General features: G+C 43.0%; 23 protein-coding genes, 1 tRNA gene and 1 other RNA gene. 23 read left to right on the top strand and 2 right to left on the bottom strand.

Translation table 11 applies throughout. The annotated features are described in order from the left end of the window. Nucleotides 1–37 precede the first annotated feature (37 nt). Nucleotides 38–295 carry an HPr family phosphocarrier protein gene (locus EDD68_RS12625; protein ID WP_132372652.1) on the top strand — a complete coding sequence of 86 codons (258 nt, stop codon included), beginning with the start codon at nucleotides 38–40 and terminating at the stop codon, nucleotides 293–295. Between the two features lie 206 nt (nucleotides 296–501). Here the strand turns inward: EDD68_RS12625 and clpP are convergent, their stop codons facing one another. Beyond that, a complete protein-coding gene (gene clpP / locus EDD68_RS12630) occupies nucleotides 502–1,134 on the bottom strand; it encodes an ATP-dependent Clp endopeptidase proteolytic subunit ClpP (RefSeq protein ID WP_279388269.1) in 633 nt (210 codons plus the stop codon). A gap of 272 nt (nucleotides 1,135–1,406) precedes the next feature. On the opposite strand from clpP, the gene EDD68_RS12635 reads away from it, so the two are divergent. From EDD68_RS12635 to rnr, 19 genes are all read left to right on the top strand, one after another. Beyond that, nucleotides 1,407–1,482 (top strand) — tRNA-Arg (locus EDD68_RS12635). Nucleotides 1,483–1,691: 209 nt separating this feature from the next. Next, on the top strand, nucleotides 1,692–1,865 hold the full coding sequence (gene sda, locus EDD68_RS12640; RefSeq protein WP_279388270.1) for a sporulation histidine kinase inhibitor Sda: 174 nt from the start codon (nucleotides 1,692–1,694) through the stop codon (nucleotides 1,863–1,865). A 457-nt stretch (nucleotides 1,866–2,322) separates the two neighbouring features. Continuing rightward, nucleotides 2,323–2,505 (top strand): YfhD family protein, encoded by a 183-nt coding sequence (locus EDD68_RS12645; protein WP_132372654.1) that lies wholly within the window; start codon nucleotides 2,323–2,325, stop codon nucleotides 2,503–2,505. Nucleotides 2,506–2,715: 210 nt separating this feature from the next. Then, nucleotides 2,716–4,011 (top strand): RNA polymerase factor sigma-54, encoded by a 1,296-nt coding sequence (gene rpoN, locus EDD68_RS12650; protein WP_132372655.1) that lies wholly within the window; start codon nucleotides 2,716–2,718, stop codon nucleotides 4,009–4,011. Between the two features lies 1 nt (nucleotide 4,012). Further along, complete coding sequence (locus EDD68_RS12655) at nucleotides 4,013–4,261, top strand: glutaredoxin family protein (RefSeq protein ID WP_132372656.1); 249 nt, start codon at nucleotides 4,013–4,015, stop codon at nucleotides 4,259–4,261. 194 nt (nucleotides 4,262–4,455) lie between these two features. Further along, complete coding sequence (locus tag EDD68_RS12660) at nucleotides 4,456–5,118, top strand: SurA N-terminal domain-containing protein (protein WP_132372657.1); 663 nt, start codon at nucleotides 4,456–4,458, stop codon at nucleotides 5,116–5,118. Between the two features lie 255 nt (nucleotides 5,119–5,373). Further along, nucleotides 5,374–6,354 carry an acyltransferase family protein gene (locus EDD68_RS12665; protein WP_132372658.1) on the top strand — a complete coding sequence of 327 codons (981 nt, stop codon included), beginning with the start codon at nucleotides 5,374–5,376 and terminating at the stop codon, nucleotides 6,352–6,354. 183 nt (nucleotides 6,355–6,537) lie between these two features. Next, on the top strand, nucleotides 6,538–7,950 hold the full coding sequence (locus EDD68_RS12670) for an ISLre2 family transposase (protein ID WP_132372659.1): 1,413 nt from the start codon (nucleotides 6,538–6,540) through the stop codon (nucleotides 7,948–7,950). A gap of 290 nt (nucleotides 7,951–8,240) precedes the next feature. Further along, the gene (locus tag EDD68_RS12675) at nucleotides 8,241–9,257 is read left to right on the top strand and encodes a sugar-binding transcriptional regulator (protein ID WP_132372660.1); all 1,017 of its coding nucleotides are present in this window, start codon (nucleotides 8,241–8,243) and stop codon (nucleotides 9,255–9,257) included. Nucleotides 9,258–9,288: 31 nt separating this feature from the next. Next, nucleotides 9,289–10,296, top strand: a complete 1,008-nt coding sequence (gene gap / locus EDD68_RS12680; protein WP_132372661.1) for a type I glyceraldehyde-3-phosphate dehydrogenase — start codon at nucleotides 9,289–9,291, stop codon at nucleotides 10,294–10,296. A 170-nt stretch (nucleotides 10,297–10,466) separates the two neighbouring features. Continuing rightward, nucleotides 10,467–11,648 carry a phosphoglycerate kinase gene (locus EDD68_RS12685; protein WP_132372662.1) on the top strand — a complete coding sequence of 394 codons (1,182 nt, stop codon included), beginning with the start codon at nucleotides 10,467–10,469 and terminating at the stop codon, nucleotides 11,646–11,648. Nucleotides 11,649–11,663: 15 nt separating this feature from the next. Then, nucleotides 11,664–12,422, top strand: a complete 759-nt coding sequence (gene tpiA / locus EDD68_RS12690; RefSeq protein WP_132372663.1) for a triose-phosphate isomerase — start codon at nucleotides 11,664–11,666, stop codon at nucleotides 12,420–12,422. After that, on the top strand, nucleotides 12,419–13,957 hold the full coding sequence (gene gpmI / locus EDD68_RS12695) for a 2,3-bisphosphoglycerate-independent phosphoglycerate mutase (protein WP_132372664.1): 1,539 nt from the start codon (nucleotides 12,419–12,421) through the stop codon (nucleotides 13,955–13,957). The genes tpiA and gpmI overlap by 4 nt, the downstream gene beginning before the upstream one ends. 14 nt (nucleotides 13,958–13,971) lie before the next feature. Next, nucleotides 13,972–15,255 (top strand): phosphopyruvate hydratase, encoded by a 1,284-nt coding sequence (gene eno / locus EDD68_RS12700; RefSeq protein WP_132372665.1) that lies wholly within the window; start codon nucleotides 13,972–13,974, stop codon nucleotides 15,253–15,255. A gap of 61 nt (nucleotides 15,256–15,316) precedes the next feature. Then, complete coding sequence (locus tag EDD68_RS15330) at nucleotides 15,317–15,460, top strand: hypothetical protein (protein WP_165902179.1); 144 nt, start codon at nucleotides 15,317–15,319, stop codon at nucleotides 15,458–15,460. A gap of 106 nt (nucleotides 15,461–15,566) precedes the next feature. Beyond that, entirely contained in the window at nucleotides 15,567–16,148 is a 582-nt protein-coding gene (locus EDD68_RS12705) for a nitroreductase family protein (RefSeq protein WP_132372666.1), read from the top strand. 140 nt (nucleotides 16,149–16,288) lie between these two features. After that, entirely contained in the window at nucleotides 16,289–16,525 is a 237-nt protein-coding gene (gene secG / locus EDD68_RS12710; RefSeq protein WP_132372667.1) for a preprotein translocase subunit SecG, read from the top strand. Between the two features lie 105 nt (nucleotides 16,526–16,630). Further along, complete coding sequence (locus EDD68_RS12715; RefSeq protein ID WP_132372668.1) at nucleotides 16,631–17,380, top strand: alpha/beta hydrolase; 750 nt, start codon at nucleotides 16,631–16,633, stop codon at nucleotides 17,378–17,380. Between the two features lie 120 nt (nucleotides 17,381–17,500). Next, nucleotides 17,501–19,618: a ribonuclease R gene (rnr, locus tag EDD68_RS12720; RefSeq protein WP_132372676.1), complete on the top strand. Its 2,118-nt coding sequence runs from the start codon at nucleotides 17,501–17,503 to the stop codon at nucleotides 19,616–19,618. Between the two features lie 247 nt (nucleotides 19,619–19,865). Here the strand turns inward: rnr and EDD68_RS12725 are convergent, their stop codons facing one another. Further along, entirely contained in the window at nucleotides 19,866–20,738 is an 873-nt protein-coding gene (locus EDD68_RS12725) for a GNAT family N-acetyltransferase (RefSeq protein ID WP_165902180.1), read from the bottom strand. Nucleotides 20,739–20,918: 180 nt separating this feature from the next. Between EDD68_RS12725 and smpB the strand changes: the two genes are divergently transcribed. From smpB to EDD68_RS12740, 3 genes are all read left to right on the top strand, one after another. Continuing rightward, a complete protein-coding gene (smpB, locus tag EDD68_RS12730; RefSeq protein WP_132372670.1) occupies nucleotides 20,919–21,380 on the top strand; it encodes an SsrA-binding protein SmpB in 462 nt (153 codons plus the stop codon). An 89-nt stretch (nucleotides 21,381–21,469) separates the two neighbouring features. Continuing rightward, nucleotides 21,470–21,825, top strand: a transfer-messenger RNA (tmRNA) gene (ssrA, locus tag EDD68_RS12735). 608 nt (nucleotides 21,826–22,433) lie between these two features. Further along, nucleotides 22,434–23,231 carry an N-acetylmuramoyl-L-alanine amidase gene (locus EDD68_RS12740; RefSeq protein ID WP_132372671.1) on the top strand — a complete coding sequence of 266 codons (798 nt, stop codon included), beginning with the start codon at nucleotides 22,434–22,436 and terminating at the stop codon, nucleotides 23,229–23,231. Nucleotides 23,232–23,355: the final 124 nt, after the last annotated feature.

The raw sequence follows: 23,355 nt of genomic DNA on the forward strand, positions 1-23,355 counted from the left end.
GACGGATCATTTTGTCATATAAGAGAGGAGTATGAGGGTGATCGAAAAAACGGTAACAGTCGGATTGAAAACAGGTTTACAGGCCAGACCAGCTGCCCAATTTGTACAGGAGGCAAACCGCTATTCATCTGATATTTTCTTAAAAAAAGGAGATAAAAGGGTGAATGCAAAGAGCATCATGGGGCTGATGAGCCTTGCCATCGGAACTGGAGAGCAAATTACCCTGCAGGCAGAAGGTTCTGATGAAGAGGACGCCATTGATGCACTGGTCCGCTTTGTAAGCAAAGAGGAATAACTTACATAAATATGTGATTCTTTGAACAAGTTGGCTGCCTGTTGTGATCAGGCAGCTTTTTTTGCCATATATGAAAAATTTACTAATCGGAGAAGGTTTCATAAGCATAAGAGGTGGCTAGCTGAACCGCCAAAAATGATAGATAACGTTAAAAGAACCATCCCTCAGTGATCAATGAACGTTCACTGAGGGATGGTTTCTGTCATTTATCGTTTGCTCTCCATGACTTTGTCAATTAATCCATAGTCTTTTGCCTTATCGGCAGTCATAAAGAAATCCCGGTCTGTATCCCGTTCAATAACTTCCAGCGGCTGACCGGTGCGATCGGCCAGAATTTGATTAATTTTATCGCGCATTTCCATAATCCGTTTGGCATGAATCTGTATGTCTGCAGCCTGACCCTGGGTTCCGCCGAGTGGCTGGTGAATCATTACTTCACTGTTTGGCAGGGCATAACGCTTTCCCTTTGCGCCGGCTGCGAGCAGAAATGCTCCCATAGAAGCTGCCATGCCGATACAAATGGTCGATACATCTGGTTTAATAAATTGCATCGTATCGTAAATGGCCATACCTGCTGTAATGGAACCACCCGGTGAATTAATGTAAAGGGAAATATCTTTTTCTGGGTCTTCTGCTGCCAAAAACAACATCTGTGCCACTACAGAGTTCGCTACATTATCATCAATCGGGCTTCCGATCATAATGATACGGTCTTTTAAAAGTCTTGAGTAGATATCGTAAGCACGTTCTCCGCGGTTGGTTTGCTCAATGACAGTTGGGATTAAATTCATTGAAAATTCCTCCTTTGAGTGGATAACTTTGTTTCTAATGTTTATCATACATATTTGGTCAATAAAGGTCAAACAAAAAGAACTTACTTTTCAGTATTATATGTATTCGGTTTATGTTCATGATATTTCCCTTTCAACCCCTGATGTAAACCAGTCTTTATATATCATCGACCTTCCTTGACGAATCTATACCGTCCAGGTTTGGAAAAACAATGAATTTACACCTGTTATAAAACGGAAAATCCACCAGCGGTCTTTTTAATAAACCTCTTGCATTTTTCTCTAGAGGTCAGTATAATAACTTATGCCGTTTAAAAAATGCGCTCGTAGCTCAGCTGGATAGAGCGGTGGATTCCGGTTCCACGTCTGCCGGGGGTTCGAATCCCTCCGAGCGCGCTACATAAAACCAGGTGCAGCAAGGGTTTGAGGTGATCTCAGACCCTTGCTGTTTTTTGTTGCAGGACGGATAGGTACGCTTTTTTTAAACAGAAATAAACAAAATATTTTAAAAAATCGCAAATATTCGTTAAAATATGATTTGACGCGACATTTCTTTTTGGCATACGCTTACAAAGTACAATGGAGAAAGGGTGTAAGCTAAGGCCTTGAAAAGCATTCAAAGGTTATCTGATGATCAATTGTTGGAAGCTTATCAAATGGCGAAAAAACTTGGGCTGGATGAAACTTTCCTTCACTTGCTACAAGAAGAAATCATGAAGCGGGACAGGAAGATGAGCCTGCACGTGAGGAAAGGAGGAGCGGAAACTAGAAAAAAGTAATCTGTTTTCTCGTTTAGGTGTATTCGGCTTTGGCCAATGATGAATGGGGGAATAAGTTACCATGTTTTCTTCACTAGAATCCTCGCAGGAGTAGATAGGTTCCATGGTACAATTGAACGTTTGTCCAGCACCTTAAAGTAACGCTTCATGAATTGTTTATTGTACATCGAGATAAAAGTGATCTGGAAAAACTATACAGAGTAGATCTGGTTCTTTACTACATTGATTTACAGGCCGAAAAAAAAAGCACCGAACAAATAAAAAAGTCCGACCAGCGTACATAGTGGCATTTCTTTTCACACTGTCACCGAATCAGTTGAAAAATCAAATGAAAGACCATCCGCCACAAATCAGGTTGCCGTGGGAATAGTATTACTGAATTACCTGAATCTGCATCTATAACTTTCCTTTCCATAAGGAAAATTAAACTTATATCCTGTGGAAAGGAGGGGTAATTTTGGGCAGAGATGATCGCCGCAGAGCGAGAGATAAAAATCAGCCTAAACTTCCCCAGACACCCCGCCGTGATCTGGCACCTGATGGTCTGGATATAGAATTTTCAAGAGAACTCGCGGATGTTGAAGATTTAGAAGCTCAGCAGCGTGCCCGGGAGGCTGAGGAAAGGGTTCGTAATGACTAATCGTATATGCAGGTGTCCCATTGCGGGCGGCCTGCATTTTTATTTCTGGTTTTCCAGTGAACTTCATAAGTTTTGCAGGGGACGTCCATTGTTTTCTTATGATAAAATAGTGTTGGCCGCAACATGTTTTGTAAAAGGATTGAATCCTAAAACGATAGCCTTTCATTATCAGGTGTTTGATTCAATAAATCCGGTGAAAAGGTGAGAAGTATGGAACAAAAACTTACTCAGGAGCAGAAACTGACATGGCGGATGACACAGCAATTAAGCCAGGCTATCGAAATTCTTCAATACAATGGGTATGATCTTCATCAGTATTTGCAGGAACAAATGAATGAGAATCCCCTGATAGAAGTAGAAACCACAGGTGAAGAACAGTTTTCGTCCATTCGCCGCCGGTTCGTTTCACATGGGACGGATTTACCAGAAGACTTTTTTGCCCCTCCAAAATCCCTTTATGATTTAGTAAAAGAACAGATGGTCCATTATCAGCTTACCCCAGAACAGAGAAACATCCTCGAATACGGCATAGATTCCCTGGATGAGCGGGGATATTTGACGGTTTCACTTGAAGAATGGGCCGATCATTGTAACTCAACGATTCATTTAACTGAGGAATGTCTTCATATTCTTCAGTCCATGGACCCTCCAGGCATCGGGGCACGTTCCCTCCAGGAATGTTTGACTTTGCAATTAATCAGAAAACAAAAACCAGAACCATTCATTGATCTAGTTCAAAACCATATTGACTGGGTTGCCGACCATAACGTTGGCCAAATTGCGCAAACATATAACATTTCCCAGGAAGAGGCAGCTGAATTGATCCAGGAAATTCAATCCTTAACGCCCCACCCTGGTTTGCAGCTGCAGCAAAAAAAATCTGATTATATTATCCCGGACGGGGAAGTGATCCGGGAACAGGGAATCTGGAAAGTGAAATTGTACGTCTGGAATTCGCCCAGAGTATCCATTGATCGGTCTTATCTGGTTCAGGAACAACTGGATCAAGAAACAAAGGAATTTGTAAATAAATTTATCCGCCACGGGAACTGGCTGATTCGAGCCTTAGAAACACGCAGACAAAACCTTTTAAACGTATTTGAAAAGGTGGTGGAAAAACAGGTTGCTTTTTTTCATTATGGCTCTCCAATGCTGAGGCCTCTTACTCTTCAAGAGGTTGCAGGAGAAATTGGCCTTCATGTATCAACCGTTAGCCGTGCTGTAAAGGATAAATATTTACAAACTCCTCATGGGGTTTTTCCGGTGAAATTTTTTTTCCAGCAGGGGATACAAAAAAAGGACGGAGGACTGGCCAGCGCTCATTTCACACAAGTGTTGATTCGGGAGCTCGTGGCAGGGGAAGATCCGTCATCGCCTTTATCGGACGAACAGATCAGGGAGAAGCTGAAGAAAGGTTTTGGTATTCATATTTCCCGGAGAACGGTAGCAAAATACCGGGAATTCATGCATATTCCATCTTCATTCAAACGAAAGAGGAGAGGCTAACATGCAGGAACTTCATTTTTATATGCGGAACAACTGTCCGTTATGTGAAGAAGCAAAGACCTTGCTCGAACTTTTTCATGATGATTGGTCCTTTCGTATTATAGAACATGACATTGAACAGGATGATCATCTTTTGGAACGCTATCACATAAAAATCCCTGTTATAGCCATTCATGAAGAGGAGCTTGATGCCAGCGAAATTAATTATGAATCTCTCGAAAAGTTTCTCAAAAAGCATTGCGGTTCTTAACAAGGTATGTTGGAAGTATTCAAAAAAAATTGTAATGGAAATGTTAATGAGTTGTAAAATATCCATGAATTCGCTTTGTATCAATGGTTTTCGGACTAGCTAAGCATTTGTTCCTGCTTGCACCCCCTGTTAAAAAATGATTGAATGGTCAATGATTATCATATAGAAGCTATTTTAGAAGGAGTGTTTGGGATTTGTTTAAAAAAGTGACATCCATCGGGGTTGTATTTTTGCTCATCTTTGTCGCAGCATGTGCCGATGGAGAAGAGAAAAGCGAAGAGGATATCACCGATGATACCATAGTCGCAACTGTGAACGGGATGGAAATCAAAGGTGAGGATTATAATTTCGCTTATGAACAGCTCGAACAGCTTTATGAACAGACTGGACAGGACCTTGAAGATGAAGAGATAGCAGAAACGATTAAAGAAACGGTACTTGAACAATTAATCGGCCAGACGGTCCTGTTATATTATGCCGAGCAGAATGGATTTGAAGCTGAGGATGAGGAAGTGGAACAGGAACTGAACACGATTAAAGAACAGTATGAGGAAGACGAATTTGCCAGAGTTCTTGAAGATAGTGGAATCACCGAAGAGCAGCTTCGGGAGGAAATGGCCAATCAGATTAAAACCAATAAGTTTATTGATCAAGAAATCGGATCAATAGATGTATCTGAGGAAGAGGTTCAGGAATACTATGAAACCTATAAAGAACAAATGGGTGAAGAAGCGAAAGAACTTGAAGATGTGGAAGAGGTCATTAAACGTGAACTGGAAAATCAAAAAAGACAGGAAAAAGCAAAAGAAATTGTTGATGAATTAAAGGAGAAAAGTGATATTGAGATTCTCATCTAAAGCTTTATGATCACGAAAGATCCCTATAATGAAATGAAATTGGCATGCCCCGGTAAAATGGAACGATTTTATGCGGGGGGTTTTTGTCATCGGAGCACCCTCCCTGAAAGGCCTGGTTTCTTCGCCCTCGGGCTCATGGGTGCTTTTCGCTTTATTGGGTGATAACCAGTCACCTGTGAATAAAGAGAGTGGGCCTGTCTCGATCCGCTCTTTCAACAAGCTGGCAGGGAATCATTCGTTTTAAGAGGTGATTCCATGGGAAGGAGTAAGCAAAGGATTGATTACTTCGATAATGCCAGGTTTATATTGATTTTTTTAGTGGTGGTGGGGCATATGATCAGTCCTTACCGGCACGAAAGCGCGTTTTTGGAAGCTTTTTATAAGTTTATTTATACTTTTCACATGCCAGCCTTTATTTTGATTTCCGGTTTTTTTGCCAAGAAGATTTTTGAAAAAGGATATTTGTTAAAAGTGTTTCAGAAAGTGTTGCTTCCTTATTTTATTTTTCAGCTGATTTATACAGCTTTTTATACGATTCAGGATGATGAGTTTGAATTTACCCTGTTTGACCCTCACTGGACGCTGTGGTTTTTGGTCAGTTTGGCGAGCTGGCACCTTTTGCTTCTGATTTTTATCCGTATTCGGTATTCCCTTTTCATTGCAGTCGGAATAGGGGCACTGATTGGAACTGTCCCATTTATAGGAACATACTTAAGTTTGTCTAGAACGTTTGTTTTCTTTCCAATTTTTTTACTGGGGTACTATCTCGATCAAAAACAGTTTGAACGCTTAAGTCATCGAAATTACCGGATTCCAGGAGCCATTAGCCTGATTCTCCTGTTCACTTCCTACTATGTGTTTTTACGGGATTTGCCGAGAGAATGGCTTTTTGCTTCTTCATCTTATGCTGATTTGGGTGTGCATGCAGATGATGGGGTATGGATCAGGTTAAGTATCTATGCGATTGTTTTCATTGGGACGTTTGCCTTTTTATCCATTGTTCCCAAACAAAAATTATTTTTTACAAAACTGGGTGAGCGGACTCTCTATGTTTATTTACTCCATGGCTTAGTCCTTAAAATTCTTGACCGAACCCCTATTTTGGAAATGTTTGTTGACAGAAATATTCCTATCATGCTGTTTCTGATCGGATTTATGATTACCTGGATACTGGCATCCAGACCGGTCATCAAAGCAGCCCGTGTAATTGTTGAACCAGGTAAATCGATATTTTAGCCTGGTTCAACTTTTTTCAGCACTGAGTGGAGGTTCAAATACGGTCAGGTAAAAAAGGTTTCGTGAAGCTATGTGTAAAATTGTTCTCGAGGGTATGTAAGCTAAATTATGGCAAAAAAAGAGAAGGCACTCTATCATAAATGTATGCTTGGACGGCAAATACATTTAGAAAGAGGCCTTCTCATGGAAAAGATTATATCAAATTTATATAAAATAATAAAGAGAGCTGAAAACTTAATCGACCTCGAAGAATGCATCAAGACGTATATGCATGAGGTATTTGCGACATTGTTGGGGGACGTTTTTACTCAGTTGGATCAGGCCATTAAGAAACAAAAACAGGAAACAGGCTGGACTGTCATCAGAGATGATGAAAAAACGGTTCAATTTACCTTTGGGAGCGTAACCTTCCGTCATACATCGATGAGAGATGGAAAAGGGGAATGCAGACATCCGTTGGATGAGTGGTTAGGGTTGAGAAAATACCAGCGTCACAGTTCATTAGTGGAAGTGAAAGTAGCGGAAATGGCCAGTGAAATGGACTATCGTGAAGCGGCACGGGTTTTAAAAGAGTGGACCGCTGTAAATCTTAGTCATACGACTGTGGGAAGTATTGTGAGGCATGTAGGAGAAGCACAGGCACAGGCGGATCAAGAAATGGTGGAAGAGTTGGAGGAGGCTGCCTCTCTGCCAGAAGGGAAAGAGGTAGACTTTTTATACGCAGAGGCAGACGGTGTGTTTGTACGCGGCACAGAAAAGAAAAAAAGCCATGAGGTTCGTCACGCAGTGATCCATGAAGGATGGGACCGGAATGGAAAACGGGTCTCATTAAGGAACCCAAAAGTGATCATGACCATGCAAGACACAGCGGAATTTTGGAAAGAAGTTCAAGCTTTTACGGCTCATCATTATTCTCTAGAAAATGCGCAAATGGTGAGTAATAGTGATGGTGGGGCAGGATATACGGCAGAGAAATTTCAAGAAGCATTTTCCCAGTCGAAATACCCGGTGTTGAATCAATTAGATCCTTACCACGTTTCCCAGGCTCTAAATCGTACATTTGGTGCAGGGAAGAATCCATTTAAAGATGGTGTAAGAAAAGCCATAAACGAACATAATCAGGATGATTTTAAGCTTTGGGTGGACACGTTTGAAAGTACGCTGGAAGAAGAAAAAACCATTGAGAAGCTCAACTCATTCCGAACGTATATTACTCAGAACTGGGACCGAATATTTGACTGGAGAGAAAAGGTCGAGAATCCGCCTAAAGATGCGCGAAGTCTAGGAGCTATGGAGTCGAATCAACGGCACATTTCGTTCCGTATGAAGAAACGGGGAATGCATTGGAGCAAAGCAGGCGGAGAGGGAATGGTGAAAGTGATCCAGGGAATATTAAATGGAACATTACGAAACGTGTATTTGAAGCACCAAACAAAGCGAAGTAAGCGAAAGCAACGTCACGTAAAACAGACTGTCCGAATAGCACAGATCCTTCGTCAGCCAACACGAACATCGGTCGGGATAAAACAAGGGTCTATCAGCATATATACCGCTCATTCATCCGCAATCGGAAAATTAATGAAGAGCTTTCGATAATCCCCTTGAAGATGGGGTTTTTGTAACATAACCCCATCTTCGAGGCCAGCAAGCGATAGCGCGGTAGCCTAGAAAAAGTGTACAAAAATAGAGTGCTGGATTTAGCATGATAAAAACAACATCGAGAAAAACTTGACACATACTTCGTGAAGCTAGCCATTGCATCCTTTTTTTTAACCTGTTAAAATAAAAATGGAATATTTATTTTATATTTTTTTGCTCCTAACGGGACATAATATACCATGCCGGGACAAAAATGGTCCCGATATGAAGATTAAAGGAGCTGCGTTATGAAAGACTTAATTGCTCTTCAACAAAAACTGGTGCCTGATGTCCTGGATATGATGGAACGCCGCTATATGATGTTGAAAAGCATCGAAATCCTGCAGCCTATTGGCAGACGCAGTTTAGCGGAACAAACCAAAAACCCCGAGCGATTGATCCGGACAGAATTGGATTTTCTTCATAAACAGGGCTTCATAGACATTTCCGCAAAAGGGGTTCGGCTGACAGCAGAGGGGCTGCGGATCGTTAACCAGCTGTCTTTGTTTATGAGACAGGTATCAGGTCTTGATATGCTTGAGCATCAACTGAAAGAACAATTACAGATTGAGCATGTCATTGTGGTGTCCGGTGACAGCGATGAAGCAGAGGAAGTCAAAACCGAACTGGGAAAAGCAGCGGTAACTTATTTAAAACAGGTTTTAAAACAGCAGTCTACGATCGCTGTGACAGGCGGCTCGACAATGGCAGCTGTAGCAGATGCTATGACTCCGTTGAACCAGAATATGGAATGTCTGTTTGTTCCGGCCAGAGGCGGTCTCGGGGAACAAGTGGAAAATCAGGCCAATACCATCTGTGTGGAAATGGCTAAAAAAGCGAAAGGATCCTATCGTCTATTGTATGTTCCCGATCCTCTCAGTGAGGAGTCCTACCATTCCATTATTGAGGAACCCTCTGTTCGGGAAGTACTCCATTATATCCGACATGCGGACATCGTCATTCACGGAATAGGAGATGCACTGACGATGGCAGAGAGAAGAAAGACTCCGGCAGATGAAATGAAAAAAATCAAAAATGGAAATGCTGTAGGTGAAGCATTTGGATATTATTTTGACAAAAATGGAAACATGGTTCATAAAGTTCGGACAGTTGGGCTTCAGATGGAAGATGTAAAACAGGCAGAGCGTGTGATTGCTGTAGCCGGAGGAAAATCAAAAGCTGATGCCATTCAATCTTATTTTAACCAGGGCTATAGCAATGTACTGATTACCGATGAGGCGGCAGCAATGGAATTATTAAGATAAATGTTTTTAAGAAAATAAGGAGGAGTTTTCCATGACAGTGAAATTAGGAATTAATGGATTTGGGCGTATTGGACGGAATGTATTCCGGGCAGCTTTGAAGCATGACGAGGTAGAAGTGGTGGCCATCAATGATTTAACAGATGCAGATATGCTGGCCCATCTGCTGAAATATGATTCCGTTCACGGAGAGCTGAATGAGGAAGTGGTAGCCAATGGTTCAAGCCTTGTAGTTGGAGGCAAAGAGTATAACGTGCTATCTGAGCGTGATCCAGCGAATCTTCCATGGGGAGATTTAGGCGTGGATATCGTCATTGAATCTACCGGTCGCTTTACCCATCGTGATGATGCGAAAAAACATCTGGATGCCGGTGCAAAGAAGGTAATTATTTCGGCCCCGGGTAAAGAGGAAGACATTACACTGGTAATGGGTGTCAATGAAGACAAGTATGATCCGGCCAGCCATCATGTGATTTCCAATGCATCCTGTACAACGAACGCACTGGCGCCGTTAGCCAAAGTGCTGCATGAAAAGTTCGGTCTAAAACGGGGAATGATGACGACCGTTCATTCCTATACCAACGACCAGCAAATTCTAGACCTGCCCCATAAAGACTACCGCCGTGCCCGTGCAGCAGCTGAGAGCATCATTCCAACCACTACCGGGGCTGCTAAAGCCGTAGGAAAAGTGTTGCCTGAACTAAATGGAAAATTAAATGGAATGGCGATGCGTGTCCCTACTCCAAACGTGTCTATTGTCGATCTCGTTGCCGAATTAGATCAATCAGTAACCGAAGAAGAAGTGAATGCAGCTCTGAAGGATGCGTCTGAAGGCTCTCTGAAAGGCATACTGGCTTACAGCGATAAGCCCCTTGTATCCCGTGATTACAACGGCAGCACCTACTCTTCAATTGTAGATGCCCTCTCTACCATGGTTATTGAAAGCAATATGGTTAAGGCTGTAACATGGTATGATAATGAAACAGGGTATTCGAACCGCTGTGTAGATTTAGCAAAATATATTGCGAAAAAAGGATTTTAGTGAAAAAAATGCAGAAATTTTTGTTTGAAATCTTTATAATAGAGTAAGGAAGCTTGCAGGGAGGATGGGTACGACCCACCTCCTTTGTGCTGTTTTCGGAGTGAAAGGGTTTGGACAAACTACATATGAGAGAACTGGAGCTGTTCTTAATAAAGGAGGAGGTCCCACTGATGAACAAACAGACCATTCGTGATGTGGATGTAAAGGGAAAAACCGTCTTTTGTCGGGTTGATTTTAACGTGCCGATGGAAAATGGAACGATTACCGATGATACGCGCATTCAGGCAGCTATTCCAACCATTGATTATTTAATCAATGAAGGGGCAAAAGTCATTCTGGCCAGTCACCTTGGTAGACCAAAGGGAAAGGTGGTAGAAGAGCTCAGACTCAATCCAGTTGCACAGCGCCTCAGTGATTTATTAGGCCGTACGGTGATCAAGACGGATGACGTCTCAGGAGAAGAAGTGAAAGAAGCCGTATTGCAAATGAAAGATGGAGATGTTTTATTGCTGGAAAATGTCCGCTTTCATCCGGGTGAAAAAGAAAATGATCCTGTTCTTGCTAAGGAATGGGCATCTCTTGCTGACCTTTATGTGAACGATGCTTTTGGGACTGCCCACCGTGCACATGCTTCAACTGCCGGTGTGGCAGAACACCTGCATGCTGTCGCCGGCTTTTTAATGGAAAAGGAACTAAATGTCCTCGGACAGGCGCTTGAAAAGCCAAAAAGGCCGTTTACCGCTATTATAGGTGGAGCAAAAGTGAAAGATAAAATTGGCGTGATTGAAAACTTGCTTGACAAAGTCAATTTTTTAGTGATTGGCGGTGGAATGGCCAATACCTTTTTGAAAGCGAAAGGATATGAAATTGGAAAATCACTTATAGAAGAAGATAAAATAGAGCTGGCGAAACAATTAATGAACAAAGCGGACGAAAAGGGCGTTCATTTCGTCATGCCGGTTGATCTGGTTGTGGCGGAGGAGTTTTCAAAGGATGCGAATCATAAGGTGGTTACCATTGATGATATCCCATCGGACTGGCAGGCGCTTGATATTGGACCGGAAACTGTTGAGAAATATAAGGAAATTGTAGAACATTCAAAACTGGTCATCTGGAATGGTCCAATGGGCGTGTTCGAATTTGACGCCTTTGCGGGCGGAACGAAAGGTGTAGCGGAAGCCCTTGCTGAAACAGAAGCCTTTACGGTGATTGGCGGCGGTGATTCAGCAGCTGCGGTAGAAAAGTTCGGTTTAGGAGAAAAAATGGATCATATTTCCACTGGCGGAGGAGCATCCCTTGAATTAATGGAAGGGAAAGTGCTTCCTGGTGTTGCAGTTTTAAATGATCAATAAGTGTGAGGTGAAAGCATGCGAAAAAAAGTAATTGCCGGAAACTGGAAAATGAATAAACTTCTTGGGGAAGCAGAAGGATTTGTGGATCAGGTGAAGGACCGGGTTCCTGATGCCGATCAGGTTGAAAGTGTGATCTGTGCGCCATTTCCCTTTCTCGCTTCGATGGTCAAACGGGCTGAAGGAAGCCCTGTGAAAATCGGGGCGCAGAACATGTATGTGGAAGAAAAGGGAGCCTTTACAGGAGAAGTTAGCCCGGTGATGCTAAAAGATTTAGGCGTTTCCTATGTGATTCTTGGACATTCGGAGCGCCGGGAGCTATTTCATGAAACCGATGAAATGGTCAATCAGAAAGTGAAGGCAGCGTTTACCCATGATTTAATTCCGATTATTTGCGTCGGAGAGACGTTAGAGCAGCGGGAAAACCATGAAACGATGTCCCATATAGAATCACAGGTCAAAAAAGCGTTAGAAGGACTAAGCGAGGAGCAGGTCAAGCAGATCATCATTGCCTATGAACCGATCTGGGCGATTGGCACTGGCAAAACTGCATCTGCGGAAGATGCCAATGAAGTCTGTGCCCATATTCGTAAAGTAGTAGCTGAAACCGTTTCCAGTGACGCTGCAGAAGCGGTTCGTATTCAATATGGCGGCAGTGTGAAGCCGGCCAACATTGATGAGCTCCTTGCCCAATCTGATATTGATGGTGCCCTTGTCGGAGGAGCCAGCCTGGAAGCGAACTCCTACTTACAGCTGGTGGAGGCAGGTGCCAAATGAGGGAGCAAAAACTTGCAGCCCTAATCATTTTAGACGGATTTGCCTTAAGGGACGAGGAAAAGGGGAATGCGGTGAAACAGGCCCATACCCCGAACTTTGATCGTTACTGGAATACGTATCCTCATACGACTCTCAAAGCCTGCGGAGAAGCCGTAGGTCTTCCGGAAGGGCAGATGGGCAATTCGGAAGTGGGACATTTAAATATCGGAGCCGGACGGGTTGTCTATCAGAGTTTAACCCGGGTCAATCTTGCTATGAAAGACGGATCTTTTTATGAAAACAAAGCCTTTAACGGAGCCATGGACCATGTGAAAACGAAGGGAACTTCCCTGCATATTTTTGGTCTGTTATCGGATGGAGGCGTCCACAGCCATATCCAACATTTATTTGCTCTTTTGAAAATGGCAAAAGATCAGGGACTGGACAACGTATATGTCCATGCCTTTCTCGATGGACGGGATGTGGGTCCTGCAACAGCGAAACAGTATCTTCAGGAAACGGTTGATAAAATGAATGAGCTTGGTGTCGGTCAGCTTGCTACGATTTCCGGACGATACTATTCCATGGACAGGGACCGCCGCTGGGATCGGGTGGAAAAAGCCTACCGGGCCATGGTTTATGGTGAAGGTGAAAAGGGAACGGACCCTATTGAGATCCTGGAAAGATTTTATGAACAGGAAATTTATGATGAATTTGTTCTGCCGACGGTGATGACCGATGAAAATGGCAAGCCCGTTGCCACTATTCAGGATGAAGACGCGATAATTTTTTACAACTTCCGTCCGGACCGGGCGATTCAACTGACGAAAGTGTTTACGGAGGAAGGCTTTGACGGGTTTGACCGTGGCGAAAAGAAACCGGATGATTTATATTATGTTACATTGACCCAGTATAGCGATGAGTTTGATGTGGAGGTTGCCTTTGGGCCGGATATGCCGCAAAATACGATTGGAGAAGTGGTTTCAAAACATGGTCTGAAGCAGCTGAGGATTGCGGAAACGGAAAAATATCCCCATGTGACTTATTTTATGAGCGGGGGACGTGAGGAGCGCTTTCCTGGAGAGGAGCGGATTTTAATCGATTCCCCGAAGGTAGCCACTTATGATTTAAAACCGGAAATGAGTGCTTATGAAGTAACCGATGCCCTTTTAATGGAGATACACAAAGATAAGCACCATGTGATTATTTTGAACTTCGCGAATCCGGATATGGTGGGGCATTCCGGCAAGCTGGAACCTACCATAAAAGCGGTTGAGGCTGTTGATGAATGTCTGGGGAAAGTCGTTGATGCCATTCTGGAAAAGGGCGGTTATGCGATTATTACCGCAGATCACGGAAATGCGGATGAAGTCGTAACACTGGATGGGAAGCCGATGACAGCCCATACGACCAATCCGGTACCGGTGATTGTCACCAAAAAGGGAATTCACCTGCGTAATGGGGGAATATTGGGTGATTTGGCCCCTACACTATTAGAACTGCTTGAAATTGAACAGCCTGAAGAGATGACAGGGAAATCATTAATTCAATCATAAAAGGAGAGATGATGATGCCATACATTACAGATATTTATGCCCGTGAAGTGCTGGACTCCCGGGGAAATCCGACGGTAGAAGTGGAAGTCATGACTGAATCAGGTGCTTTTGGCCGGGCTCTTGTGCCAAGCGGTGCCTCCACCGGTGAATATGAAGCAGTGGAGCTTCGGGATGGCGATAAAGACCGCTATTTAGGCAAAGGGGTCATGAAAGCGGTACAAAATGTAAATGAAGTCATTGCTCCAGAATTGATCGGCTACCGTGTAACCGAACAGATTGAAATGGACCGGATCATGATGCAGCTGGATGGTACGGAAAACAAAGGGAAGCTTGGAGCCAATGCCATTCTTGGCGTTTCCATGGCGGTAGCCCGTGCTGCTGCTGATTATCTGGATCTTCCTTTATACCAGTATCTTGGCGGCTTTCACGCCAAAACCTTGCCTACTCCGATGATGAACATCTTAAACGGTGGAGAGCATGCGGATAACAACGTTGATATTCAAGAATTTATGATTATGCCTGTCGGTGCTCCTACCTTTAAAGAAGCACTGCGTATGGGGGCAGAAATTTTCCACGCCCTGAAAAAAGTGCTGAAGAGCAAGGGATATAACACCGCTGTTGGTGATGAGGGCGGTTTTGCCCCTGACCTGAAGTCCAATGAAGAGGCCCTGGAAACGATTATGGAAGCGATCCGTGAAGCGGGATATGAGCCTGGAAGTCAGGTGAAGCTGGCAATGGATGTAGCTTCCTCCGAGCTTTACGAAGATGGCAAATACCATTTGAAAGGTGAAGGAGTTACCCGTACTTCCGAAGAGATGGTCGCCTGGTATGAGGAACTTGTTGAAAAATATCCGATTGTATCGATTGAGGATGGGCTGGATGAAAACGATTGGGATGGACATAAATTACTGACTGAACGGATCGGCGGCCGTGTACAGCTTGTGGGTGACGACCTGTTTGTGACCAACACCAAACGTCTGTCTGAGGGGATCGAAAAAGGCGTTGGTAATTCCATTCTCGTAAAAGTGAATCAGATCGGTACCCTGACGGAAACCTTTGAAGCAATCGAAATGGCTAAACGTGCCGGCTACACAGCTGTTATTTCCCACCGTTCTGGTGAAACGGAAGATTCTACGATTGCCGATATCGCTGTGGCAACTAATGCTGGTCAGATCAAAACTGGTGCTCCTTCGAGAACAGACCGGGTGGCGAAATACAACCAGCTGCTTCGTATTGAGGATGAGCTGGGGGAAACGGCGGTATATGCAGGCAATCATGCTTTCTACAATTTGACATAACGTTTTGGAATCAAGACACCCTCCCTGTCTGGACTTCAGCCGTCAGGGAGGTTGTCTATACATGACGAGCAAACCTCTTGAATACCATGTGGCTTCATCCATGTTTGGCTTAAATAGAAGTTATCTGAAAGATTCGTTTAAACCGTTTTCAGGGGCGTCTGTCATGTTGAATAGACCTACCAGGGATTATCTTTATTTTATCTAATCCGGTGATGACAGGACCCTACTCGCAAAAAAGGCCGGTATGTTTGCAGGGGTTATAATACTACTGGCTTGGTATTATCGGCTGATATGAATTGGGAGTGAACTCCATGGATGTAAAAGAAGCCATCGCAAAACGCCGTTCCATCCGTTCTTTTCAAGAGCAACAGATTCCTGAACACGTGCTGGAAGACATTTTTCAGCTGGCATCCTGGGCTCCGACACACCGGATGAAAGAGCCCTGGAAGCTGAAAGTATTTCAGGGTAAAGGCAGAAACATATATGTCAAAGCCTTGATGAGAAGCTACGAACGGCTAGGATTTTTTCACCAAAATCAAACAGAGAAAGCTGAAAAAATGAAACAGGGAATCGAAACATATCTATTTTCTATCCCGCATCACGTTCTCGTTTATATGGAGAAAGAAGAGGATCCCTTAAAAATGGATGAAGATTTTGCCTCGGTCTCTGCCTTTATTCAAAATGTTCAGCTCATAGCCTGGAGCAAAGGAATCGGGGTTTTATGGACGTCCAGCCCCTGCTATTATGAGAATGGATTTTACGAGGAAATCGGGCTGCATATGAAGGGGCATAAAATTGTCGGGCTTTTGCAGATGGGATTTCCGAAATCCATTCCTGAACCAAAACCGAGGACAGCCATTCAAGAAAAAGTAGAATGGGTTGAGGAAGGATAAAAGAATGTTGCTAAAACATATCCTTCTTTTCACAAGTGGAAAAGATTGCATGATAAAACTTGCTATTTGAAATTCTTTTGTGCTACATTTATATTATGTGGATTTGTGTGCGTGGCTGATTGAGGAGGTGGAATACGTAAATGTACGGACTACTCATTGCCCTATTGCTTATTGATGCGATTGTACTGATCGCACTTGTGTTGCTACAATCCGGCAAAAGTGCAGGTCTTTCCGGAGCCATTTCCGGGGGAGCAGAGCAACTATTTGGAAAGCAAAAGGCAAGAGGAATTGATGCGGTGCTCCATCGGGCAACAATCGTTGCAGGAACACTCTTCTTCATCCTCACATTCTTGCTAGGATATATCGTAAACGGTTAAACAGCAAGTGTTGAACTTGCTGTTTTTTTGCACCTGATGAAAAATAATCAGAAGACAAATAAGGGAATGAGTTTATATACCAGGCTATGAAGGAGATGACAGCATATGAAAATCAAAAAACCAGAACCATTTACATTTGAAGCAGGAAAACGAGCTGTGTTGTTGCTCCACGGTTTTACCGGAAATTCAGCAGATGTACGGATGCTAGGACGATTTTTGCAGAAAAAGGGATATACGTCCCATGCGCCGGTGTATCGCGGGCATGATGGGTCTCCTGAAGATATTATCCGGTATAATCCCGATGACTGGTGGATAGATGTCAGAAAAGGGTTGAATGTTCTGCGGGAACGGGGCCATGAGGAGGTTGCTGTAGCCGGTCTGTCCATGGGGGGCGTTTTCGGACTGAAACTGGCTTATCATGAACCATTAAAAGGTGTCATTACGATGTGTTCCCCGATTTTTTTTGATAATGAAAAGCAATTAACCCAGGGGTTTATGCGCTTTGCAAGAGAGTATAAACAGCTCCAACGAAAAAATGAGGAGATGATTTCCCGGGAAATAGACGAGTTGATGGAAAATTCGACCTATACATTTCAGAAAATTAAAGAACTGATAGAAGATGTCCACGATCATGTGGATCATATTTATACGCCGACGTTTGTCGTTCAGGGAAGAAAAGACCACATGATTAATACGGACAGTGCAAACTATATATATGAGAAGGTAGAAGCGGAACATAAACACATCAAGTGGTACGAGGAATCCGGGCATGCCATTACATTTGATGATGAAAAAGATCAATTGCATGAAGATATTTACGATTTTCTGGAATCTCTGGATTGGTCAGAGGGGTAATGTGGAATAATAGGAACAAACATGACATGACGTGTGTAAATAACAGGCAATAGTGGATGGTACATTTTAGGGTCGCCTGTAAAATGATTTAATTTTGGAAGGTGAAAACGATTGGATGAAATGAAGCAAAAAGTATTTAATTTTTTTAAGGAAAATTCATCACGGCCGCTGTCGGTACATGAAATGGAAGAAGCCCTCGAACTATATGATGCCGATGATTTTACTCTGCTGGTAAAGGCTTTAAATGAACTGGAGCAGGAAGGTGAATTAGTGAGGACGAGAAAAAATCGCTATGGCCTTCCTGAACGGATGAATCTGATTCGGGGGAACATTCAGGTCCACTCCAAAGGGTTTGCATTTTTGATCCCTGATCAAGAAGGTCAGGACGATATTTTTATCCACCAGAATGATTTGAATTCGGCAATGAATGGGGATAAAGTTCTTGTCCGAATCGAATCAAGGGGGAAAGACAAACTAAAGCCGGAAGGTACCGTTATCCGTATTCTAGAGCGGAATGTGGAGAAAATTGTCGGCACCTATGAGGATAACGGTCATTTTGGTTTTGTCATTGCAGATGATAAACGGATCCCCAATGATATTTTTATTCCTAAAAAGGCAGCCAATGGGGCTGTAGATGGTCACAAGGTAATTGCGAAAATTACAAAATACCCCGAGGGACGGATGAGCGCGGAAGGAGAAGTTCTAGAAATTCTAGGTCATAAAAATGATCCAGGTATCGACATTTTAGCCATTATCCATAAACACGGGATCAAACCGGATTTTCCCGTTGAGGTGCTTCAGCATGCCAATCGTGTGCCTGAAGAGGCGGATGAAGAGGAAATATCCAGGCGGCGTGATCTTCGGGATGAAATAATCATTACTATAGATGGGGCGGATGCCAAGGACCTGGATGATGCCGTTACCGTTAAACGTCTGGATAATGGGAATTATAAGCTGGGTGTTCATATTGCCGATGTGAGTCATTATGTGACGGAAAATTCACCTATTGACAAAGAAGCTTTTGAACGGGGGACAAGTGTCTATTTGACGGATCGGGTTGTGCCTATGATTCCTCATCGTTTATCCAACGGAATCTGTTCCTTAAATCCGAGAGTGAACCGGCTTACCCTATCCTGTGAGATGGAAATTAATCCAAAGGGTGAAGTCGTGCAGCACGAGATATTTGACAGTGTAATTAAGACGAAAGAACGGATGACCTATAAAGATGTCAACCGCATTCTGGTGGATAAGGATCAGGAACTGCAGGAGCGGTATGCAGACATTGTACCGATGCTTGAGGATATGGAAGAACTGGCAGCGATTCTGCGTCAGAAACGTATGAACCGGGGGGCCATTGATTTTGATTTTAAGGAAGCGAAAATTTTAGTAAACGATCAGGGTCAGGCGATAGATATCGTTTTGAGGGAACGGTCAGTTGCTGAGAAGTTAATTGAAGAATTCATGCTGGCGGCCAATGAAACGGTAGCTGAACATTTTCACTGGATGCAGGTGCCATTTATGTATCGTGTCCACGAAGACCCGGATCCAATGAAGCTGCAGCATTTCTTCGAGTTCATTACGAACTTTGGATATACGGTGAAAGGCACAGCCAATGAGGTACATCCAAAGGCACTTCAGGGATTGCTGGAGAAAATTAAGGGAACGAAGGAGGATATGGTGATTTCAACCCTTATGCTTCGTTCGATGCAGCATGCTCGTTATGACGATCGCAGTCTGGGACATTTCGGACTGGCTGCTGAATTTTATACTCATTTTACCTCGCCGATCAGACGGTACCCGGACTTAATCGTGCATCGCTTAATACGGACCTATATACTGAAAGGAAAACTGGATACTAAAACCAGGGAACACTGGAAGGAAAAACTTCCAGAAATTGCAAGGCATACATCGGAAATGGAACGGAGAGCTGAAGAAGCAGAGCGGGAAACGGATGATCTCAAAAAGGCAGAATACATGCAGAGTAAAATCGGCGAAGAGTTTGATGGTGTAATCAGTTCGGTAACGAATTTCGGCATGTTTGTGGAACTGCCCAATACCGTTGAAGGTCTTGTGCACGTGAGCTACTTAACAGATGATTATTATCATTTTGATGAACGGCATTACGCCCTGATTGGCGAGCGTACCGGAAATATCTACCGTATTGGGGATGAAGTCCGGGTGCGAGTAGTGAACGTCAACCTTGATGAACGAGTCATCGACTTCGAACTCGTCAAGTAGGGTGCCTGACACCTGTACTTGTCGAATAATCTTTAGGAAAAAACCGCATTCCTTCTAAGATACAGAAGGAAATGCGGTTTTTTCATATTCGATAGGACCATGCATTTGTCGAATGGGGGATTATGTTTGAGTATAAATAAAAGTCGTTATAGATAAGTAATCATTGATTTGGATAACGTTCTCCTTTTGGAACCCCTGTTTGAAATAAAATTGAACGGCCGGATCATTTTTCGTCCTGGTAGAAACGTTAAAGGTCAGGCACTTCTTTGCTGTACAGGATCCACGGGTCCTGTACATAAAAGGCGCCGGGGGATGGCATACGGTGAAATCCTCCTTCCGAAAAATCGATCCATAGCTTGTGATTTGTAAATATTTCATCCAGCGCATAAAGGACGGTTTTCCAGAAGCCAGGCTGCTCAAAGGAATCATCCCAGAAATATTTTAAATGGGCATATACATTTCCTTTTTGGTCCTCTTTCATGACAAAAAACCGGCTTCCATCTTCTTTACGGAACACGATACTTTCCGCGAGGTATTCATCGGAGAATAGTGCCTCATGAAATGGAAGTGGATAATAACATTCGTAAGGGAACATGCCCAGCTGGTTTTCCCGCGAGGACAAAGTAGAAAAAAGCTTTCTTTTTTCTTCCGTTGATTCAACAGGTATCCACAGGTTTCCATCAAGGCCCTGTAATTGATCTCTTTCCTTAAGCACAGCGGAATAAAATGTCACTGTTTCTTCAAGCCCCAGCTTTTCCAGAACCCGGCGAGCGGACCAATTGGGCACCTGGGTATTGGCACCCACCCATTTCATTTGAGGCATTTGTTCTAGCTCTCCTAAAATATGCTCCACCAGGCGGGTAGCATACCCTTTTGATAAAAATCTCCTGTCGCTTCTCAATCGTCCTAACACAGCAAAGTGTTCGCCAAAAATCGAATAACCTGCTATGCTTACCATCTGTCCCTGATGAAAAAGGCCGTACACCCCCTGATGTTTGTGTTTGACCAGATCTGGGAATATACGAGTGACATAGTCATCATCAATGCCTGTGTCCATTTTTTTGAAAGCTTCATAATCATCCAGGGTCAGTTTTTTGATCTGTAAAAGTCCCTGTACCATCAAATTCTCCTCCATATCCTTTTTCCATCATCATATTCTCATACATTTCATGTTAAAGTAAACAGGAAAGGCTGATTACCAGAATCGGGAAAATTAAATCGGCATAAACAAACATATAAAAAACTTGAAACAATTGTTTTTTCTGATACAATAACTGTACGCAAGAAGGAGGAAGAGAAAATGCCCAGAGGACAGGGAAAAGTTATTGCTCAGAATAAAAAAGCACATCACGATTATTTTATTGAAGAAACGTATGAAGCAGGACTCGTTTTAAAGGGGACAGAAATCAAATCCATTCGGGCAGGCCGTGTCAATCTCAAAGATTCGTTTGCCCGGATTGAAAACGGGGAAGCGTTTCTGTATAACATGCATATCTCACCTTATGAGCAGGGAAATCGCTTCAACCATGATCCATTAAGGACCCGAAAGCTATTGCTTCATAAAAATGAAATCAATAAACTGATCGGCGAAACCCAGCGTCAGGGTTATTCGCTAGTGCCATTAAAGATTTATATTAAAAATGGTGTAGCTAAGGTTTTAATCGGTCTGGCAAAGGGTAAAAAACAATATGATAAACGGGAAGACCTGAAACGGAAACAGGCCAAACGGGACATTGAACGGGCGCTTAAAAATCAATATTAACACCTGTGCTCTGACAGCGGAAGATTGGAATATAACCTGCGATATGATATAATATATACGTCGCTAAAGCAGTATGAATTATGATATACGGGGACGTTACGGATTCGACAGGGGTAGATCGAGCTCAGGTGGCGAGCCGAGGGGACGTCTCGTAAACCGTCATCGTAAATATAACTGGCAAAGAAAACAATTACGCTTTAGCTGCGTAACGCAAGCTAAAGGATCCTTCCTGCCATCGCCCGTGTGGCAGATTGAAGGGTCTCAAAATGAGCGGGCTACGCTGGCATCCGCCGTCTGAGGATGCTGGAAGAGACTTTCCAGACTAGCCACTTGGAAGCCTGTCGGTAGGCTGAAGAGCTGGTGAAGAATCATATACCGACTACGCTCGTAGAAGCCTGAGTGACGATATCTCTGGACGTGGGTTCGACTCCCACCGTCTCCATTTAAGCACGTTCAATCAGCTCTCAACGTTTGCATAACACGTTTGAGAGCTTTTTCATTTCTTCTTCACGAAACCTAATTCATTTGTTTAAATTCATAATGATGTCCTTTTTCCATCCTTTCTCCAGTATGAAAGAAAATTAATGATCTTTTGCCTAAAGGCCCGTTCAAAAATAGGAATGGCTTTCCTTGTGTTACTGGTTTTAAAAAATGAGCTAAAATAATTTTAACCTTTCTTTCAATCACCCCCACTTTTTTTATTCATCTCTTCGATATATTTAGTAGGCATGACAATTCCACCCGAATAAAGTTCTACCAAACCCCAAAATCTCAATATTACTTTTTCAAAAAAACGAATATTGATTTGGTTATAAATAAAGCACAGATAAACGTTCGTGCAGCAATATGCCTTCATTTTCGGCAATACTATATCCGGCAGCCGATTCCATATAATACGTCCGCAAACTCATTATTTTATCTGTAGATATGTTTTAAACCATACTAAAACGGTAACAATCACATATTCTGGTTAGAGAATAGGGATTTTTTTTTCTCTATTGCTTATTTGGCATAAGCAGTAGAGAAATTCATAAATAAGAAAGGGAGATGGGGATGGTAAAAATTTATCTTGATCCGGGGCATGGCGGCAATGATCCCGGAGCAATCGGAAATGGACTATACGAGAAAGATGTGAACTTAACGATCGCGCTCAAAACCAGGAACATATTAACCGATGAATACGAAGGACATGACATCAGGATGTCTCGTACAAGCGATGTAACAAAATCTCTGGACGCCCGTACTGACGAGGCGAATGCGTGGGGTGCTGATTATTATCTTTCGATTCATATTAACGCTGGAGGAGGAACTGGTTTTGAGTCTTATATTTATAACGGAAGCTACCCTGGCAAACAAGAAACAGACCGTTTAAGAAATATTATTCATAACACCATTATGCAACATGTCGATTTTCAGGACCGTGGAAAAAAAGAGGCGAACTTTCATGTGCTGCGTGAAACGGTGATGCCCGCATCACTAACCGAAAATGGGTTTATTGATAACCCAAACGATGCTGAAAAACTCAAATCAGATACTTTCCTGAACCGGATCGCCAGAGGACATGCGGAAGGATTGGCGCAAGCCTTCAACTTACCAAGGAAAGAACAACTGGATGGTGTCTTTTATCGGGTTATCGCAGGTTCTTTTTTAGTAAGAGAAAATGCAGAAGAGCAGCAGAACAAGCTCCAGCAAAAAGGCTATGACAGTTTTGTGGACATCTTTGATCAGGACGGGACCCGTTATTTTCGAGTTGTCGCGGGTTCGTTTACGGATAGAGCAAATGCAGAAATAAGAGAGACGGCATTAAAAGAGGACGGTTTTGACAGCTTTATTACCACTTATAAAAACTAAAATCGTCAAATATTTATCCCCGGCCATATTGAACTATACCCCAGTTAGTGGACAAATAACAAAAAGTCCCTAGCTGGGGTTTTTTGTTTATTAACCTGTTATAATGAATGAAATATTAATGGAA

The sequence above is a fragment of the Melghiribacillus thermohalophilus genome (genome assembly GCF_004342905.1).
Taxonomy (GTDB): Bacteria; Bacillota; Bacilli; order Bacillales; family Alkalibacillaceae; genus Melghiribacillus; species Melghiribacillus thermohalophilus.

Coding starts and splice junctions, on each gene's coding strand:
- clpP (WP_279388269.1), bottom strand. CDS start 1,134: ATGATAAACATTAGAAACAAAGTTATCCACTCAAAGGAGGAATTTTCA.
- rpoN (WP_132372655.1), top strand. CDS start 2,716: ATGGAACAAAAACTTACTCAGGAGCAGAAACTGACATGGCGGATGACA.
- EDD68_RS12655 (WP_132372656.1), top strand. CDS start 4,013: ATGCAGGAACTTCATTTTTATATGCGGAACAACTGTCCGTTATGTGAA.
- EDD68_RS12665 (WP_132372658.1), top strand. CDS start 5,374: ATGGGAAGGAGTAAGCAAAGGATTGATTACTTCGATAATGCCAGGTTT.
- EDD68_RS12670 (WP_132372659.1), top strand. CDS start 6,538: ATGGAAAAGATTATATCAAATTTATATAAAATAATAAAGAGAGCTGAA.
- EDD68_RS12675 (WP_132372660.1), top strand. CDS start 8,241: ATGAAAGACTTAATTGCTCTTCAACAAAAACTGGTGCCTGATGTCCTG.
- gap (WP_132372661.1), top strand. CDS start 9,289: ATGACAGTGAAATTAGGAATTAATGGATTTGGGCGTATTGGACGGAAT.
- EDD68_RS12685 (WP_132372662.1), top strand. CDS start 10,467: ATGAACAAACAGACCATTCGTGATGTGGATGTAAAGGGAAAAACCGTC.
- tpiA (WP_132372663.1), top strand. CDS start 11,664: ATGCGAAAAAAAGTAATTGCCGGAAACTGGAAAATGAATAAACTTCTT.
- gpmI (WP_132372664.1), top strand. CDS start 12,419: ATGAGGGAGCAAAAACTTGCAGCCCTAATCATTTTAGACGGATTTGCC.
- eno (WP_132372665.1), top strand. CDS start 13,972: ATGCCATACATTACAGATATTTATGCCCGTGAAGTGCTGGACTCCCGG.
- EDD68_RS15330 (WP_165902179.1), top strand. CDS start 15,317: ATGACGAGCAAACCTCTTGAATACCATGTGGCTTCATCCATGTTTGGC.
- EDD68_RS12705 (WP_132372666.1), top strand. CDS start 15,567: ATGGATGTAAAAGAAGCCATCGCAAAACGCCGTTCCATCCGTTCTTTT.
- secG (WP_132372667.1), top strand. CDS start 16,289: ATGTACGGACTACTCATTGCCCTATTGCTTATTGATGCGATTGTACTG.
- EDD68_RS12715 (WP_132372668.1), top strand. CDS start 16,631: ATGAAAATCAAAAAACCAGAACCATTTACATTTGAAGCAGGAAAACGA.
- rnr (WP_132372676.1), top strand. CDS start 17,501: ATGAAGCAAAAAGTATTTAATTTTTTTAAGGAAAATTCATCACGGCCG.
- EDD68_RS12725 (WP_165902180.1), bottom strand. CDS start 20,738: ATGGTACAGGGACTTTTACAGATCAAAAAACTGACCCTGGATGATTAT.
- smpB (WP_132372670.1), top strand. CDS start 20,919: ATGCCCAGAGGACAGGGAAAAGTTATTGCTCAGAATAAAAAAGCACAT.
- EDD68_RS12740 (WP_132372671.1), top strand. CDS start 22,434: ATGGTAAAAATTTATCTTGATCCGGGGCATGGCGGCAATGATCCCGGA.